The following is an 18,228-nucleotide window of genomic DNA, read 5'->3' as shown; positions in this document are numbered from 1 at the left end:
CAGTCATGAATGCAAAGAAACTACTAGGGGTAGCAGTTCCGGTCATGTTGTTATTTGGTTGTGGAGTTTCTGAGAAAACGAACACTTCTAAACAGGAGAAAATGGAAGAGTCTAAAGTAAAAGAATCGAAGTCTAATAGTAAGAAAGAAAAAGTTTCAAAGGAAGACTATCCTAATAAAGTGTATAAATTAGGGGTAGAGTTTGATAAGTTGTTTGCGGAGCATAACAATATTACAAGAGAGGTTTTTGACGGTAAGAAAAAGAAATCAGATATAGTAGATAGTGTGAAAGAATTAAACAAAGTGTTAGATAAATTTGAGTCGATAGATCCCCCTACAGAGTATGTAAACCAACAAAAAGATTTTGAAAAAGCAATTAGTTATTTTAGAGAGTCTTTTTCTTTAATAAATGAAGTATTCACCAGAAAAGAAAAAAGAGAAAAAGGTGATAAGACTGATAAAGAGTTAATAGAGAAATCTGAAAAGCTAGTGAAAGAAGGAGATATTTACTGGCTTAAGGCATTCAAAGATCTTGAAGGGGATATTAAAATCGGTGACGGTACAGTATCTATGAAAGATTTGAAAGAGTTAGATAAGAAAGCTGGAATTAATACAGATAACGTTATGAAGAATGTGAAAGATGGTACGGAATTAATCGGTAATTGGGGATTCCAAGGAACAGACGGTTTCAATATGTCACTCATTTTAAAAGGTGATAAGACATTTGAAACGTATGGTAAAGGTGAGTATCCAAATAAAAAGAATTATATTGAAGGAACTTGGGAATATGATAAGGAAGCTTTTACAATCTATTTACATCTCAATAAACGTTTAGTAGACGGTGTAGAAGATACAATTCAAAAAAAGAAAATAGCATATAAAGTTCAAGATTATGATGGGGAAAACTTGCAATTATTTAATGAGACGTCATTTCATACAATTAAGTATGTGAAGCAAAGTTAAAGTTATGTAGGACTAGGTTTAAATGGCCTAGTCCTTCATTAAAGTGTGGGTATGTAAAGAATATGTTATCTTTCGTTCTGTTTACTTAATATCATGTTATTCTTTAATAGAGTAATAAATGGAGTTTTGCATTAAATATATGAGGTTGGTTACAAATGATAAAAAAATTTACTAGATTCGTATTAATAGTGGTTATCCCAATCAGTCTTATTACAGGTTGTGGGGCTGCTGAAAAAACTGAAGCACAAAAGCCGAAAGCGGTACAAACGGAGAAAAAGGACTATATGGATTACTCATATGGTAGCAAAGGTATATTAGTAAGTGGCAAAGCGAAAGAACGGCAACAATACGAGATTGGATATATGGATGATAATAAATTAATTGGGATTGATGAAAATATTGAAGACTGCATTATTTTAGATAATAAAGATGAAGCAGGTCTCATTTGGAAACAAATAGAGCGAGGATCTATTATTGAAGTGCAATACGGTAAGGATCGCAATGATATCGTAGGCGTGCAATTCGTAGGAGATCGTGAGTCATATGAAATTAGTGATAAGTTTGATCGGAATACGATAAATGAGATTGTTGAAAACGTTAAAGGGAATTTGTAATAGATGTATTTCGATAGTATAGGATCTCTTATTATGAAATTGTATGCCAGTTATTTGTCTAAGTCTAAATTGATTATTTTGACGGTATTTGTAATTAGTTGTAAAATAATGTTTGTTGATGTATTTTATAAAAAGTATGTTAGATGAAATTCATCTGTAGGGATGACATATAAATATTTTCTTAATAGGTATAAAATATTTTAATTTAAATATATGAATAAAAAGAAAATATATTAGGAGTACATAGTAGATTCATATTTTTAAAAATTATTGTGACAATAAAGGGAGGTTGAGATACATACACGGCGGGAATGTGTATGTATTTATTATAATAATGAATAAGACAATCAAACAACAAGTAATCGCACTATCAACAAGTCTAGTGATTTTAGGAAGTGTACCTTTATCAGCATCAGCAGAAGAGATCAACAAATCTCAAACTGATCAACTTAATATTGCCCAAGGAGAACACGGAACGAGCGGATTAAATTATTCTAATTTCAAGTTGGAAGTTCCTGATCATGTACAAATTAACGAAGCAGAAGTATCTGAAAATGAAAAAATGCTTTTAGAAGAATATAAGCATAAACATGATGAAACAGAAGAATTAAACAAAATGCAAGATGCTAAGAAGGGACAAGTAGCAGAAAAGGAAGCTATTTCAAACATTGAAAAGGCATTTGAATCTGTAGATGGTCGAAATGATGGATCTGATCGTCAAATGAAACCTGTTGCAAAGCCAAGAGGTATTCAATATAGTGCACAGAGTACGAAGAAATATGGAACACTTGCAGGAGTTCCATTTGTGGAGTGGATTGTTCCAGCAGGAAATCCTGATATTCGTCCTGCGAATCCGATGAAAGCACGTTACATTACAATCCATGAGACCGCAAATACAGCCGCTGGTGCTAATGCTGAAAATCATGCGAAATATTTATACAAGCAAGCAACTGAAGGCACTTTCCGAACAGCTTCATGGCATTTTACTGTAGATGATAAACAAATTTATCAACACTTACCAACAAACGAAAATGGTTGGCATGCAGGAGATGGAGATGGTTCAGGAAACAGGGAGTCTATCGGTATCGAGATTGCGGTTAACCAAGACGGTGATTACAATAAAGCGTTAGAAAATGCAAAACGACTTGCAGGTTATTTAATGAACAAAGAAGGAATTGGTGCAGATCATATATACAAGCATCAACAATGGAGTGGGAAAAAATGTCCTGACATTTTAATTTCACGAGGTAATTGGGCTGGTTTCGTACAAGGAATTCAGTGGTATGCAAATATAAATGCGCAGATTGATACGCCTTTACAAGATAAAAATGACTCATTTAATCCAAATGAAAATAATCCAGCTGAACCTAGCATGGAACTAGTGGTAAATGGTAGTGGCATCAATGTACGTAGTGATGCGGGCATTGAACATCGTGTTGTACGTAAAGCTTCAAACGGAGATCGTTACAAAGTATTAGCGGTTAAAAATGGTTGGTATAAAGTAGGTAATGGAGAATGGATTTTCTATGACCCAAGTTGGATTAAAATTAACTACAATGTACCAAAGGAAGAAGTACAAAAGCCTAAGGAAGAAGTACAAAAACCAAAAGATGATATTACAGGTGGATGGTTTGAAGGGCATATTCGTAAATTAAACAGTCTAGGTATTATGCAAGGCGAAGGCAATGGTGTATTTGCTCCATATCGAAATGTAACGAGAGCGGAGTTTGCGAAATTAATCTCGAATGCTCTTAAACTACCAGAGGGAAATAAGTCATTTGTAGATATCAATGAGGCACATCCATCACTTCATGACGGTATTAAACGTTGTGCAAGTGCAGGAATTATTAATGGTCGTGGTGAAGGGATTTTTGATCCTAACTCACCAATTACTCGTGAAGAAGTATCTATTATGATTGACAAAGCATTACGATATAAAGGAATTACAGGTGAGTTAGTAGCATTACCATTTACAGATAAGCATTTAATAACATACAAAGAATCGGTTCAACGATTATACAGCTTAAAGGTAGTTAATGGTATTGGAAATAATGAGTTTGATCCTCGAGGCACAGCAACTCGTGGTCAGGCGGCTGCCTTTATTGTGAAGATGTTAGATTCAATGCAAAAATAAAAGGAAACTTTAATCAGTGAGGGCCACTCGCACTTACATCAAGCAGTTTATTCACCAAATTTTGAAATGAGAGTTTTACTGCCCGCAAATAGCAGAAGAAATTGTATGTAGAAGCTGACATTGGTAGAAGTAAAAAATAAGAAGAATTTGAAAGGAGCTATCCAAAATAATAATTTGGAATAGCTCCTATTTAGTAGGAAGAACAATTGTATTTGATAGATTGTAATGTAGAATGCCCTTCCAAGCCCCTCATAAGCCCCTATCAAGTAATAAATCACTAAGAAAAAACAAAAGCAAAACAAAAACAAAAACAACTACAAGAACAAAACAAGCACGAAAAAATGAAACCGGCGTTGTAGTAGTAAAAAAAATTGTAATTCGAATGCCAAAACCATTCCCGCATGCCTATCTTTATAATGAAGGATTAAAATTTTCCTATTTACTAGCAAAGAGTGGAGGGAAACATATGGCGGTATACCGTAATGTGCAGGTGAACTTTTGGCAAGATGAATTCATATTAGATTTAACGCCAGAGGAGCGTTATTTTTACATATATTTGTTAACTGGTACGAAAACGAAGCAATGTGGTATCTACATATTACCGAAGCGTGTGGCAGAGCTTGAAACAGGTTATAGTATGGAGACTGTTGAGAAGTTGCTAAACAGGTTTGTTGAGTATGGAAAGATTCTATATGATACGGAAACGAAAGAGGTATTCATAATAAATTGGTTACACTATAACCCTATTTCAAATACGAATGTGGAGAAGTGCGTATTACGTGAGTTAAAGACTGTAAAAAGTAATGAGTTCATACATATATTTTTACGTAAATGCCTTGAAAAAGAATACAAGATTCCATTAGTACTGCAGCATTTTGGTATGCCAAAAGAAGAGGATAATAGTAGTTCACAAGTAGTTATTGAAGAGAAAGAAGAAGCGGAAGAGGTGGAAACCATAGAAGAGGACGTTCCAAATAGTGAAGTTTATAAGTTTTATGAACAAAATATTAGTAGTTTATCCCCATATATTGTGAAGGAATTGAAGAATTGGATACAAAGACTTTCTGGAGAGAAAGTGTTAGAGGCACTTAAAATTGCGTTTGAAAATGATAAGAAAACGTTAGCTTATGTGAAGGGGATTTTGAGGAATTGGTGTAGCAAAAAGTTAAAGGATTTTAGTGGGGGGAAGTCTGTAATGGGAAGTTTAGAGAGAAGGAAATGTATGTTGAGTAGTGTATTTTAATTTACATTAATTCAATACAGAATGTATGTTCGTTTTTGTGAGTTTTATGCTATACTACCATTAAATAAGGGTATTTTTATAATAGATAAAAAGATGCGGGGGGTACAAAGTTTGACTACTAGTACATCTGAGTTGTTTCAATATATTAATATGACAGAAGAACAGAAACAATTATCACAACGATATTTACAGACAAAAGAAGAAGAGATTTTAAAAAATATTCAACTAACGACAATTCGTGATCAAAAAAGAAGTGATTTTGCGGAGAGATTTATAAACGATTTTAGGAAAGTGCATAAACAAGATCCGGATTTTTTTCGATTATTTTACCATATACTCGAGGAGCAATTATTAAATGTTCTTGTAGTCCGTTTTGCGCATGTCAGTTTTTCTAAAATGAAGATTTATTTAGAAAAAAGTGCACTTCCTTTGGACAAACTTGTAGCAATCGCATGTAAATATTTATCCAGTATTTCAAGTTATGTAAATGAAGCAGATGTTTTTCTTAGAGAGTTAACAAAAGAGAGTCCGAACTATATAGAGGGACAATTACATACTTTACCAACTAAGCAACAATTAACATTACTTCTCATAATGTTTGATGTAGATTATGAAAAGTTTCGTACATATAGTTCTTTATTGAATGAAAGGTTAGAAGAACATACAGAATTTATATTAAAACTGCTAGGGGAAAAGGAAAAGGTTGAAGCAGTTAAACGGTATTTAAAAGGTGAAGATGATAGTGAAGTATTTATAGGTGGGAATTTACCGGAACATATTTGGCGGCTATTATTTTGTGTTCATAAATATTCGGATGTTGCGAGGCGATATATTGAAATATTGGCGAAGAAAAATGTTTGGGGTTTTATAAACTATGCAACACGTTATATGTGTCACACTCTCGGTCAGTCTCAAAACTACAAAAAAACTGGTAGTGTAAATAGAGAAACATATGAAGAAATTCAAAGTTTTTGTACACAGTTTTGGATTTCTAAGGAAAGATTTTTTGCGCATCGTCTAAGGCAACATGATTTGAACAGTGAGGATTTTTGTAAGACGTATGAATATGAATTGCTATGCTTTATGTTGGAGGAAGATCCTGAATGTATTCAACATACTTTGCAATATGTAAGTAAAATGAATTATCTCATCATCGCACGAACGTTAGCTGAAAAAGGATATGAGCTAAATATAGGGAAAATGCGAGAAGAATTTTTTGTTGCTGCTTTGCAAATAAAATTGTCTACAGTGCGGGATACATATCGTGATTATTTACAAGGGAAATTGTCACTTGAGGATATGAAGCAAATACTTAAAAATCCGAAATATAGGAGTATGTATTGGGGTATGCCGGTGTTAGAGGTTGCGCTTCTTTGGGATATAGATGATGTAGCGAAGAGGGAAGCTGTACTTACACTACAGTTTGGAGATGATGATAGTGTTAATTTATACGAACTTCTTTACGAATGTTCTGTCAGAGGAGTAGAACCGAAACAAGTATTAGAAGATCTGCTTTCGTATGGGTTAAGTAAGGAAAAGCTTATCGCTTATGCAGTTGAAGAAGCTGCATGCTACAGTGAAGAGAGAAATAAGGCGAAGGAAGCGCTTGTTTGTGTAATTGTAAAAGAACAAGCGTACATCATTGAAAGATTTGATGAGTATTCTGCTGTGGCAAAAGCATATATTTTAGAAGAGTTAGCAAAGGATAACATGATTAAAATGCGTCCAATTTTAATTAAAAGCTTAGGAGATTCATCTAAAAAAATGCGTGAGTCTGTAGTTAAACTGCTTTCAAAAGATGTGGAAGCTGCAGCAGATGTAGCAGTTGAACTTCATAATAAAAAGAAGATTGTTCGTGAAAATGTGATGAAAATACTAATAGAGTATAAGCTTGAAAAATATACGAAAATTGTACAGGAAGCTTTGCAAGAAAGTAAAAATGAATCTTTCGCAGGAAAATTCTCGTTTTTATTCCAAACGGAGGAAGAAAAAATAGAAGAACTATGTGCACGTATTTTAACTGAACAAATAAGAAATTCACTTCTGCAATTGATTGGGGATGAGCCACAAATCCGTTTACGTGACTCTGATGAAATTGCTGATGCTGCAATTCCGTTAGCCTATTTACAACAGTATATTTCAGATGCTGTTATTGAGAAGAAAGGAACGGCAGAAGTAATTGGTAGAGCTTTAAATGAAGAGGACTTAAAAGAATGTGTGCAAACAATATATCAAATATGGATTTCTCAAGACGCAGATGTGAAGAAGCGTGGAATTCTTTCGTTATACGGAATGTATAGTGACGAAAAAATGGTCGACATACTTATAAAGCAAATTGATGAATGGGTGCTTCAAATGAGAGGAAAGATAGCAGCGGATGCCGTTCGTGCTTTAGGTTTGTCTTCATCTAAGCTTGCACTTATGTCTATTCATGCAATAGCATTTAAATATAAACATAAGCAAGTACGTAATGCAGCAAAAGAAGCGCTAAGTCTTGCTGCGAAAACACGTGGTATAACAGAGGAAGAGCTGGAAGATCAATTGGTGCCGGACCTCGGCTTTACTATACAGGGTGAAAAGATAATTGATTTCGGGAATCGAAGTTTTACTGCCATTTTAACTACAGAGTCAAAAATTGAATTAGAGACAGAAGAAGGAAAACGTATGAAGTCACTTCCAAAGCCGAATGCAAAAGATGATGTAGAAAAGGCTGAAGAGGCTAAAAAAGAATTAGCCTCTTTAAAGAAGGAACTCCGAACTACTCTTTCAATGCAAAAACAACGATTAGAAGCGGCACTTTCGTTAAAGCGTTATTGGTCACATAATGCATGGAAATCTGTATTTATGGATAATCCAATTATGAAGCAATTTTCTATTTCACTCATTTGGGGTGAGTATAAGGAAGGGAAGTTGCTGAAGGCATTCCGTTATGCAGAAGGTGGCGTGTTCTGTACAATTGACGGGAAGAGTTATGAACTTTCATCTGGCACTGTTATTGGTTTCGTTCATCCGTTAGAATTGTCTGGGGCGGAGAAGGAATTATGGAAAGAGCAATTAGAAAGTACGGGAATTGTTCAGCCGTTCCTACAAATTGAGCGTCCAGTGTTTGTAGTAGAAAAGAATGATGAGAGTGCTATTGAGAGATTTGGCGGTATTTTACTAAATGGTCGTTCGTTATTCGGTAAGATGACGAAGCTTGGATGGATCCGTGGGTCTGTTCAAGATGGCGGTGTATATTATACATTTTACAAAGAAGATACTCGTACCGGATTAGGCGTGCAATTGTCATTTAGCGGAGCTCCGATTGGTTATGAAGATGAAGAAGATGTATGTGTATTTGACATTCAATTTTATAAAGCAGGTACAGTGAAGCGTGGTTCATATGAATACGATGAGATTGATGATGAAAGACGCATTGTACCAAAAGAAGTAGATAAACGCTTCTTTAGTGAAATGTTATATGATGTCCAAGTAGCGACAGATTCAAATCTTGGGCATAATGAAAGTTGGCGTAGCGAACGATAAGAAAAACCCCCTTCATTGGTAGGAAAATGAAGGGGGTTTTTCAATGTCTTTAAAAGGTTCTTTCTCAAAAAGAAGCGAATAGTGTGAGAAAGGGGTGGTTATATGGAAGTCGTTATAAAGAAGAAACGAAAAAGGGGAAAAAGAATTTTTATTTGGGCTAGTAGTATCGTTCTTTTGTTAGTTATTTCCGCTGCGATTTTTTTGAACATATATACGCTGAAATCTATGCCAAAGATAGATGGAACGATAAAGCTAGAGGATTTACAACACGCTGTTACGGTGAAGCGGGATAGTAAAGGTGTCCCGCATATTAAATCGGAAAATGCACATGATTTATATTTTTCACAAGGATATGTACAAGCGCAAGATCGTTTGTTTCAAATGGACTTAAGTAGAAGACAAGCGTCTGGTATGTTAAGTGAAGTTGTTGGGGAAGCAGCTGTTGACCGAGATAAATTGTTTCGAACACTCGGTTTACGGCGAGCGGCCGAAGCTTCAGTTAGTCAATATAATGGAGAAGCGAAATATGCCCTGCAGTCATTTGCTGATGGGGTGAACGCTTTTATACGTGAGGCGAAAAAGGAAAAGAAATTACCAGTTGAGTTTACTATATTAGGTTATGAACCTGCTGAGTGGTCAATTGTTGATACTTTAACGATTGGGAAGTATATGGCGTTTGACTTAGGAGGACATTGGCACGGACAGGCATTTCGATATTGGGCGCTGAAAAATCTTCCGAAAGAGCAAGCGAATGAGCTATTTCCTGCATATCCGAAAGATGCTCCTAGATTGCTAGCTGAACTGAAAAATACAAATGTGGACGTAGCACAAAGTTTTTCAAAAACGATAATTCCGCCGGAGTTTAACGGTAGTAATAACTGGGTTGTGAGCGGTGAGAAGAGTGCGTCAGGTAAGCCAATTTTAGCAGATGATCCTCATTTATCTCTTGCGACGCCTTCTATTTGGTATCAAACGAGACTTGAAATGAAAGGTTTAAATGTGAGTGGCGTTATTTTCGCTGGAGTACCAGGTGTTATATTAGGACACAATGACAAAATAGCGTGGGGTGTTACGAATACAGGGCCTGATGTGCAAGATTTATATATTGAGAAGAGAAATCCTAATAATGAAAATGAATTTCTGTATAACGATAAATGGGAGAAAGCTACCGTTGTAGACGAGTCTATTAAAGTAAAAGGCGGGAAGACAATTCCTTATAACGTTACGATTACGAGGCATGGACCAGTAATTTCAGAGTTTGCGGATAAGGGGAAGGAGAAAACGAAAACAGTATTCTCTTTAAAGTGGACAGCTTTAGAACCGTCAGCTGAGTTAAAAGCTGTATTAAATATGAACAAAGCAAAAGACTGGAATGAGTTTGAAACCGCTCTTCAAGATTTTCATACACCAACCCAAAACTTTGTGTTTGCATCAAACGATGGCACAATTGCTTATAAAGCGAATGGAAACATACCAGTGCGTAAAAAAGGTGATGGTAGCTTACCTGTTCCAGGATGGACAGATGAATATGAATGGGAAGGGTATATCCCGTTTGATCAACTTCCAAAAGTAATTAATCCAAAACAAGGGTTTATTTCAACTGCGAATAATAAAATTGTTGATGATGATTATCCGTATCATATTAGCAATACGTGGGCGCAGCCATATAGGCAAATGCGTATTCAAGAATTTTTGCAAGAGAAGGAAAAGTATACGGTGAAAGATTTAGAAGAGTTACAGATGGATCAAAAGAATTTATATGGGAAAGAGTTTACTCCTATATTTTTAAAAGAGTTAAATAAAGCATCTTTAAATGAGGTAGAGAAAGAAGGCGTAGACCAATTAACAAAGTGGAATTTTTACGATAGTAAAGATGAAGCGGCACCATTAATATTCCATTTGTTAATGAAAGAGATTTCAAATACGTTATTTTCAAAAGAAATACCGAAAGATGTAATGGAGTTATTTGAAGGGAAGTCACAAGTTGTTGATGAATTGATTCGAAAAGAAGTAGCGGGAGAAAATAGCGTTTGGTTTACGAAGTACGGAGGTTTCACAAAAGTTGTGCATACATCGTACGAGAATGTAATGAAGAAATTGCAGAAGGAATATGGACCCGATATTGGAGAGTGGAAGTGGGGCGATTACCATCAACTCGCTTTTACACATCCAATTTCGAAATCATCGAGTATGTTAGCATTACTCGCTTTTAATCGTGAGAAACCAGTTCCAATTGGCGGAAGTCAAGTTACCGTTCAAGCGGCGAGTTACGGAGATAACGGTATTGTAAATCACGGAGCTTCTTGGCGATTCATTATTGATACGAAAGATATGTCAAACGGTTATCATATCGTAGGGCCAGGACAATCGGGCCATTTTAGAAGCGATTGGTATCATGATCAAATAGATGATTGGGTAAATGGCACGTATCATACGACTACATTGAATACGGAGGGGATAGAGGGGAAGGTGCTAAATTTAGAACCGAAGTGATAGGGTGTTTTTGTTTGTGGAGGGAACTAGTAATACTCTTTTTGATAATGAAAGCTTAGCATTTAGAACATAACCCAGTTCTTAAATAATTTTAACAGCCAGCCTACTATCATTTAATTTGATAGTAGGCTGTTTCCATCTTCGAAATACGCTGTAGCAACTTCTTCAGGATTACGATTATTTCCACATGCTGTAAGTGCTGTAACTATTAACATGATCATTCCAGTTTTGAGGGGAATTAGTTAACAAAGACTAGGTATTATTTGCAACAGAACTGTTCCTCTATCCCCCTTGTTTCATCATTTTTTTAGGCCAGCCAACTTGACAAATGTTTTTTTATCAAACTACAATGAAAATCATTATCAATAATATAGGGAGGATACTTTGGTCAATAAATGAAAAACAATATATTTATAGGTTAATAATCAGATCTTGTTAAGTTGTATGTACTATTTTTAGTTTAGCGTTTCCCAGAATGTACACCAATTAATCTCGCGAATTACAAGAAAACTATTATTGAAATGAGGCGTGTATTGTGAAGTTAGACGTGAATGAGTTAGCAGAGTATCTTGCCAATACTCCTTTCCGAGTAGAAGGAGTATATCGTTATGCTAAAAATCCAGGTGTGCCTTTTGCTGAGTCTACAGATTCTTTCCCAGGATTTGTATTTCCAATTACAGGGAAGACGCAATTTCAATTTAATGGTACGCCGTATACTCTTTCCCCAGGAAAAGTTATACATGGGGGTGCAAAAATGACATTAGCCCATAAAATGCTTGGTGAAATAAACTGGGAATATATTCTTGTTTTATATCGGATAAGCAATTCAGAACGAGAAGACTCTGGCTTTACTCATCAGCATTTTGAATTATTAACAGGACAATCTCCTCGTCTTGTCGAATTACTTATGCGTCTTTGGGATGTATATAATCAGCGTGGAGGCATTTCGATGTTTCAGACCGAAATGCTGTTTCGCGAAGCGTTGAATGAAGCTTTATTAAGTGTTTTCAATAGAGAAAGCAATTATGAGTCGCATACTTTATTTGAACGAATATCTAGTTACGTTCGTAAATACTATTATAAAGATATTACAATTCATACACTTACAGAACAAAATAATGTTAATCGAAATCGTCTTTCTTACGTGTTTAGAAAGCATGCAGGTATGGGGGCAGCAGAATATTTATTGAACTATCGTATAAAGATGGCTCAAAAAATGTTATGTACAAGTGATGTGCCTGTACAACAAATTGCGCAGGCTGTTGGAATCGCAGACCCTTTTTATTTTAGTAGAGTTTTCAAGAAGCGAGTTGGCATTTCGCCTACTAAATATCGCGAGAAGTTCATCAATAATCCATACTAATGTCAACAGGGGTCCATTCTTATTTGAAAATCACTGTTCTATACTTATGGAGAGTTAAAGGAAACATTGGATTGAAAGTACTTTCATTGAAATCACTCCTTTGTACTATCTGAATGAAAAGTTCTGGCCGGAGCATTTTCTTTTTAAGCGTAATAACGACTTTTTTACTTATATTACTGTAATATAGTGGAATTTGAAAGTGAGGAGGGATTATTATCCATTACCAACCTATTAAACTAAATGACGAGTTATCTAAAATTAACGATTATTGGTATCCACAAGTGATTGGTGAAATGAATGACGATCAAATTCAGCTTTTTAAAGCTAATGGAGATTTTATATGGCATGAGCATCCTAATACAGATAAGCTATTTATTGTGCTTGAAGGGGAGATGTTCATCGATTTTCGTGATGGACAGGTGAAAATTTCTAAAGGCGAGATGTTTATTGTCCCGAGAGGCGTTGAGCATAAACCTTTCACTGAAAAGGAATCCCATATCATGTTGGTAGAGCCTAAAAGGGAAATGGATTGATAATTGTAAAAAGATAAAAAAGGAGCGGAAATCCGTTCCTTTTTTATTTATCTTACTATTTTTAGGAGCTTAGTATGAGTAAGATGTGAATAAAGGATGAATAGCATTTTTATCAATAAAAATTTATTGGATTTTTTGTGGAATATATATGAAACGTTGTATAAAATAATCAAGAAAGCCAAAAATTATAGGGGGAAAGTTGTGAAGAAAAATAAGAGTTTAATAAGTTTTTTAGGAGTGTTTCTTATGTTGTTTTCTTTTTGTTTTCAAGGAAATGTACAGGCAGATGTAAATACTGTTCAATCTGGAAAAATCAAATCAGGAAACGTAACAGTATGGGAAGTTGGAAATGTAGCGAAAGTGTTAGCTGATGTAGAGCGTTTAAATTTAAATACAGTAAATGTACCGATTCAAGTAGATATCCCAAATGTGACTTCTACGAACATGGTAATTAATCAAGCGCAAAAGCAACAAGCTATTATTTTAATTCAAGAATTATTAAAGCGTAATATTCAAGTTATAGTGGAACCGTTCCCGTATATTCAGCAGGGGAATGTTGGAGAGACAGAATGGAACCCAAGTAACATTAATGATTTCTTCTGGAATTGGAAGACGGTTATTCTGCAAGATATTTTTAATTCCATTACAAGTAAATACAATGTGTATGGACTAAAGATTGCTTCTAATTTCGTGAATATGGAGTATGCAGAAGGATACTGGAGCGATACAATTGATTTTGTTCGTAATCAGTATAAAGGAAATGTTTTGTATCAAATGAACTGGTGGTTAACAGCAAGCTGGGACCCTTCTTATGAAGCGAAGTTTAAAGAGAAAATCAATCGCCCGTATTTAAAAAAGGTGGATATTGTTAGCATAGACAGTTGGTTTGAAGTTTCAGGAAAAAGAAATCCAACATATGAAGAAGTGAAGCAAAGTTTATTTGCGACAACAGTATATAATCGTGGGCAAAATGTTGTTCAGCAATTGGAACAATTACATAATGCAACAGGAAAGCCAGTTTACTTCGGTGGATTTAACGTTCCAGCACGTGAACTTGGATTACAAAATCCATGGAATCCAGATGTTTCAAATGTGTTTTCGAAGGATGTGCAATTAAATGGATGGAGTGCTTACCGCGATGTATTAGAACCGAAACCATATTTTAAAGGTTTTTCAATTTGGTTTATTGGCTCTAATGATAGTACACATGCGTATCAAATACATAGTAAAGAAGCAGCGGCAGTTATTAACGGGTGGTACAGAAAATAAATTTTATAAAATAGGTAAGTTTTAAAGTTTACTACATATATTTCTAGTGAAAGGCCTTTCACCATCTTATCACCTAGGGGGCAATCATAATGAAATTTTTGTCTTACCTTACAGTAATTTTGGTGATTCTTGGCGGTTTGAATTGGTTATTTGTAGCGTTAGATTACAATGTAGTTGAGAAATGGTTTGGTTCTATGCCGGCGCTTGTGGACACTATTTATTGGCTCATTGGTCTCTCTGCTATTTATCAAATTTTTGATCGGTTCTTTACGAACGATTAGCTATTATTCTTTCATTATTAGAGTGTTAAGTACGATTATGTACTTAACACTTTTTTATATGTCCATAAAAAAGTCTGCACTTGCAAGCGATTCCATCGCGTCTTGCGCTCTAATAATAGAAAACAAATTGACCACATATTATATTTTAGGTTATAATTCAGAAAGTTTAAAAAATAATCCGATGAGAAATAGGGAGGTTATGAGGGTAATGGAGAGAGTCTATAATTTTTCAGCAGGACCATCAATACTCCCTTTGCCAGTTTTAGAGAAAGTGCAAAAGGAGCTATTAAATTATAACGGGACAGGCATGTCTATTATGGAAATGAGTCATCGATCTTCTTATTTTCAAAGTATTATAGAGGAAGCGAGTAACTTACTTCGTGAATTAATGAGCATCCCTGATGAGTATGAAGTTTTATTTTTACAAGGCGGTGCGTCATTACAATTCTCTATGATACCGTTGAACTTAATGAATACGTATAAAAAAGCTGGATACGTACTAACTGGCTCATGGTCTAAAAAGGCCTTGCAAGAAGCCGAAAAAGTTGGGGAAGTACAAGTGATTGCTTCTTCCGAGCAAGAGAAGTTTACTACGATTCCTAAACTGGACGGTTTATTAAGTGATGAAAAACTAGATTATGTACATATTACAACGAATAATACAATTGAGGGGACAAAATATGTGGACATTCCACATGTAGAAAAAGTGCCGCTCGTTGCGGATATGTCCTCAAATATTTTATCAGAGCGATATGATGTTTCGAAGTTTGGTCTTATATATGCGGGGGCGCAAAAGAATTTAGGACCTGCGGGCTTAACGATTGCTATTATAAAAAGAGATTTAATTGGGGAAGCAGATCGCTCTTGTCCGACAATGTTAAATTATGAAACTTACAGTAAAAATAACTCCTTATATAATACACCGCCGTCCTTTAGTATTTACGTAACGAAACTTGTACTAGAGTGGTTGAAAGAGCAAGGCGGAGTATCTGCGATTGAAGAACAAAATAGAATGAAATCTTCACTTCTTTATAATTTCTTAGATGAATCAAAATTGTTTACTTCACCAGTTAATCCTACGTATCGATCACTTATGAACATTCCGTTTACAACACCGTCAGAAGAGCTGAACAGTGAGTTTTTACAAAAAGCGAAAGAACGAGGACTTGTTACGTTAAAAGGGCATCGATCAGTCGGTGGTATGCGCGCTAGTATTTACAATGCGATGCCAGTACAAGGCGTACAGCAATTAGTAAATTATATGAAGGAATTTGAGCTTGAGAATAGATAGGGAGATGGGGATATGTTTCGTGTTCAAACGTTAAATCAAATTGCAGAAAAAGGTTTGCAAGTTTTTACTGAAGAACGTTATGAAGTAGGAGATAGAATCAATCATCCAGATGGAATTTTGCTTCGTAGCTACTCTTTACATCAAGAAGAGTTTTCAAAAGACTTAAAGGCGATTGCAAGAGCTGGCGCTGGTGTAAATAATATTCCTGTCGAGCGATGTACAGAAAAAGGAATTGTAGTATTTAACACGCCGGGGGCAAATGCAAACGCTGTAAAGGAACTCATTATTGCCAGTCTTATTATGTCTTCACGTAACATTATTAATGGTGTAAGTTGGACGAAAAACTTAGAGGGTGAAGAAGTACCACAGCTTGTTGAATCAGGAAAAAAACAATTTGTTGGATCAGAAATTGCAGGGAAACGTCTAGGTGTTATCGGACTTGGCGCAATCGGTGCTTTAGTTGCGAACGATGCGTTAGCGTTAGGGATGGATGTTATCGGATATGACCCTTACATTTCAGTTGAAACAGCTTGGCGTCTTTCTACACATGTGCAAAGAGCATTTAGCCTTGATGAAATTTTTGCAACATGTGATTATATTACATTGCATATTCCTCTTACGAATCAAACGAAGGGGATTATTGGGGAACACGCTGTAGAGAAGATGAAAAGAGGGATGCGTCTATTTAATTTCTCTAGAGGAGAACTTGTAGATGAAAAGGTTCTTCAAAAAGCATTAGAAGAAGATATTATTACACATTACGTAACGGACTTCCCGAATGAAAATGTAATAAAGATGAAAAATGTAACAGCGACGCCTCACCTTGGTGCATCTACGTCTGAATCAGAAGAAAATTGTGCAGTAATGGCAGCACGTCAATTACGTGAATATTTAGAGACAGGAAATATACGTAATTCAGTCAACTATCCAAATGTTGAGCTGCCGTATATCGGAAAGAAACGCATTACAATTATGCATCAAAACGTCCCGAATATGGTAGGGCAAATTACAGGATGCTTAGCGGAACATCATATTAATATTGCCGATATGATTAATCGTAGTAAACATTCTTGGGCATACACAATGATTGATATCGATAACGGAATTGATGATATAATAAAAGAGAATATTGTAGAAAATATAAGCAAAATTACAGGTGTTGTAGCCGTTCGAATGATTGTGTAAAGGAGAGAGGAATGTGGCAAAAATACGACCGTTTCGGGCCATTCGTCCAGTAGAGGAAAAAGCGGCACAAGTGGCAGCTTTACCGTATGACGTATTAAATAGTGAAGAGGCAAGGGAAGTTGTAAAAGGGAATCCATATTCTTTCTTGCATGTTGATAAAGCAGAAATTGATTTAGATCCTGAACTGTCACCGTATGATGATCGCGTGTATGAAAAAGCGGGAGACAATTTAAAGCAATTTATACGAGAAGAAGTGTTCATACAAGATGAAGAGCCAGCGCTATATATTTATGAACTGACGATGCAAGGAAGAACGCAGTCAGGCCTTGTCGTTTGTACATCTATTGATGAGTATGAAGATGATACAATTAAAAAACATGAAAGAACACGTCATGAAAAAGAGCTAGATCGTATTCGCCACGTAGATGTGTGTGACGCAAATACAGGTCCGATTTTTTTAACGTACCGTACAAAAGATGAAGTAAAGCATTTAATTAGAAGCTGGAAAGAAGAGCATGCGCCAATTTATACATTTACAGCAGAAGACGGTGTTAAGCATGTTGCGTGGAAGATTGCAGATGAAGATGTAATTACGACTTTAGTAAACGCATTTGAAGATATTCCTAATCTTTATATTGCAGATGGGCATCACCGTTCTGCATCAGCTGCAAAAGTAGGACTTATGCGAAGAGAACAATATCCAAATTACACAGGAGAAGAGGAATTTAATTTCTTCTTATCGGTTCTATTCCCTCATGATGAATTATCGATTTGGGACTATAACCGAGTTGTGAAAGATTTAAATGGCTTATCAGAGGAACAGTTTTTAAATCAAATTACGCAGTACTTTTATGTAGAAGGAGCACCTGTTTCTCCGTATAAACCAAATGAGCCCAAATCATTTGGTATGTATGTAAATGAGAAGTGGTATAAGCTCACAGTGAAAGAGGAAACGTTTGATGCGAATGATCTTGTTAGAGGTTTAGATGTATCTATTCTGCAAGACCATTTATTAAGCCAAGTGCTTGAAATACATGATCCGCGTTCTGATTCACGCATTGATTTTGTTGGCGGAATACGGGGGCTAGAAGAACTAGAACGACTTGTGAACAGCGGCGAATACAAAGCAGCATTCGCATTATATCCGACATCTATGGAAGATTTATTAGCAATCGCAGATGCCGGTGAAGTCATGCCGCCGAAATCAACGTGGTTTGAACCGAAACTGCGTAGTGGGTTGTTTGTCCATTCTTTAAAGTAAATATTGACTTCTATAGTTTTGAAAAACCGAAATGATTTGAGTTTCGGTTTTTCTTATTTTACAAGTGTTTTTGA

General features: G+C 35.5%; 13 protein-coding genes. All 13 read left to right on the top strand.

All coding sequences use genetic code 11. From position 1 onward, the window contains the following. The first annotated feature begins 5 nt into the window (after nucleotides 1-5). Nucleotides 6-962 carry a DUF3994 domain-containing protein gene (locus ACX9TM_RS16375; protein WP_000992196.1) on the top strand — a complete coding sequence of 319 codons (957 nt, stop codon included), beginning with the start codon at nucleotides 6-8 and terminating at the stop codon, nucleotides 960-962. 155 nt (nucleotides 963-1,117) lie between these two features. Beyond that, complete coding sequence (locus ACX9TM_RS16370; RefSeq protein ID WP_000591625.1) at nucleotides 1,118-1,576, top strand: hypothetical protein; 459 nt, start codon at nucleotides 1,118-1,120, stop codon at nucleotides 1,574-1,576. Nucleotides 1,577-1,910: 334 nt separating this feature from the next. After that, nucleotides 1,911-3,710, top strand: a complete 1,800-nt coding sequence (locus ACX9TM_RS16365; RefSeq protein WP_002026061.1) for an S-layer homology domain-containing protein — start codon at nucleotides 1,911-1,913, stop codon at nucleotides 3,708-3,710. 382 nt (nucleotides 3,711-4,092) lie between these two features. Further along, on the top strand, nucleotides 4,093-4,953 hold the full coding sequence (locus tag ACX9TM_RS16360; protein WP_100655473.1) for a DnaD domain-containing protein: 861 nt from the start codon (nucleotides 4,093-4,095) through the stop codon (nucleotides 4,951-4,953). 111 nt (nucleotides 4,954-5,064) lie between these two features. Continuing rightward, nucleotides 5,065-8,478 carry a DUF4132 domain-containing protein gene (locus tag ACX9TM_RS16355; RefSeq protein ID WP_072769961.1) on the top strand — a complete coding sequence of 1,138 codons (3,414 nt, stop codon included), beginning with the start codon at nucleotides 5,065-5,067 and terminating at the stop codon, nucleotides 8,476-8,478. A gap of 102 nt (nucleotides 8,479-8,580) precedes the next feature. Then, nucleotides 8,581-10,971, top strand: a complete 2,391-nt coding sequence (locus ACX9TM_RS16350; protein ID WP_065382344.1) for a penicillin acylase family protein — start codon at nucleotides 8,581-8,583, stop codon at nucleotides 10,969-10,971. A 535-nt stretch (nucleotides 10,972-11,506) separates the two neighbouring features. After that, nucleotides 11,507-12,334, top strand: coding sequence for a helix-turn-helix transcriptional regulator (locus tag ACX9TM_RS16345; RefSeq protein WP_000762815.1), 828 nt, complete (start codon nucleotides 11,507-11,509; stop codon nucleotides 12,332-12,334). Nucleotides 12,335-12,627: 293 nt separating this feature from the next. Further along, nucleotides 12,628-12,867: a cupin domain-containing protein gene (locus ACX9TM_RS16340; RefSeq protein WP_000997182.1), complete on the top strand. Its 240-nt coding sequence runs from the start codon at nucleotides 12,628-12,630 to the stop codon at nucleotides 12,865-12,867. A 201-nt stretch (nucleotides 12,868-13,068) separates the two neighbouring features. Then, nucleotides 13,069-14,136: a glycoside hydrolase family 113 gene (locus tag ACX9TM_RS16335; protein WP_000739790.1), complete on the top strand. Its 1,068-nt coding sequence runs from the start codon at nucleotides 13,069-13,071 to the stop codon at nucleotides 14,134-14,136. An 89-nt stretch (nucleotides 14,137-14,225) separates the two neighbouring features. Next, complete coding sequence (locus ACX9TM_RS16330; protein ID WP_000670804.1) at nucleotides 14,226-14,417, top strand: DUF378 domain-containing protein; 192 nt, start codon at nucleotides 14,226-14,228, stop codon at nucleotides 14,415-14,417. A gap of 208 nt (nucleotides 14,418-14,625) precedes the next feature. Next, a complete protein-coding gene (gene serC / locus ACX9TM_RS16325) occupies nucleotides 14,626-15,708 on the top strand; it encodes a 3-phosphoserine/phosphohydroxythreonine transaminase (RefSeq protein ID WP_065382345.1) in 1,083 nt (360 codons plus the stop codon). Nucleotides 15,709-15,720: 12 nt separating this feature from the next. Beyond that, a complete protein-coding gene (locus ACX9TM_RS16320; protein ID WP_000490228.1) occupies nucleotides 15,721-16,893 on the top strand; it encodes a 3-phosphoglycerate dehydrogenase family protein in 1,173 nt (390 codons plus the stop codon). Between the two features lie 13 nt (nucleotides 16,894-16,906). Continuing rightward, the gene (locus ACX9TM_RS16315; RefSeq protein WP_001063074.1) at nucleotides 16,907-18,154 is read left to right on the top strand and encodes a DUF1015 domain-containing protein; all 1,248 of its coding nucleotides are present in this window, start codon (nucleotides 16,907-16,909) and stop codon (nucleotides 18,152-18,154) included. Nucleotides 18,155-18,228 lie beyond the last annotated feature (74 nt).

It is taken from the genome of Bacillus sp. LH1, from assembly GCF_057924895.1.
Note: the sequence above shows the minus strand (reverse complement) of the source record. Positions and strands in the feature narration are given on the sequence as shown.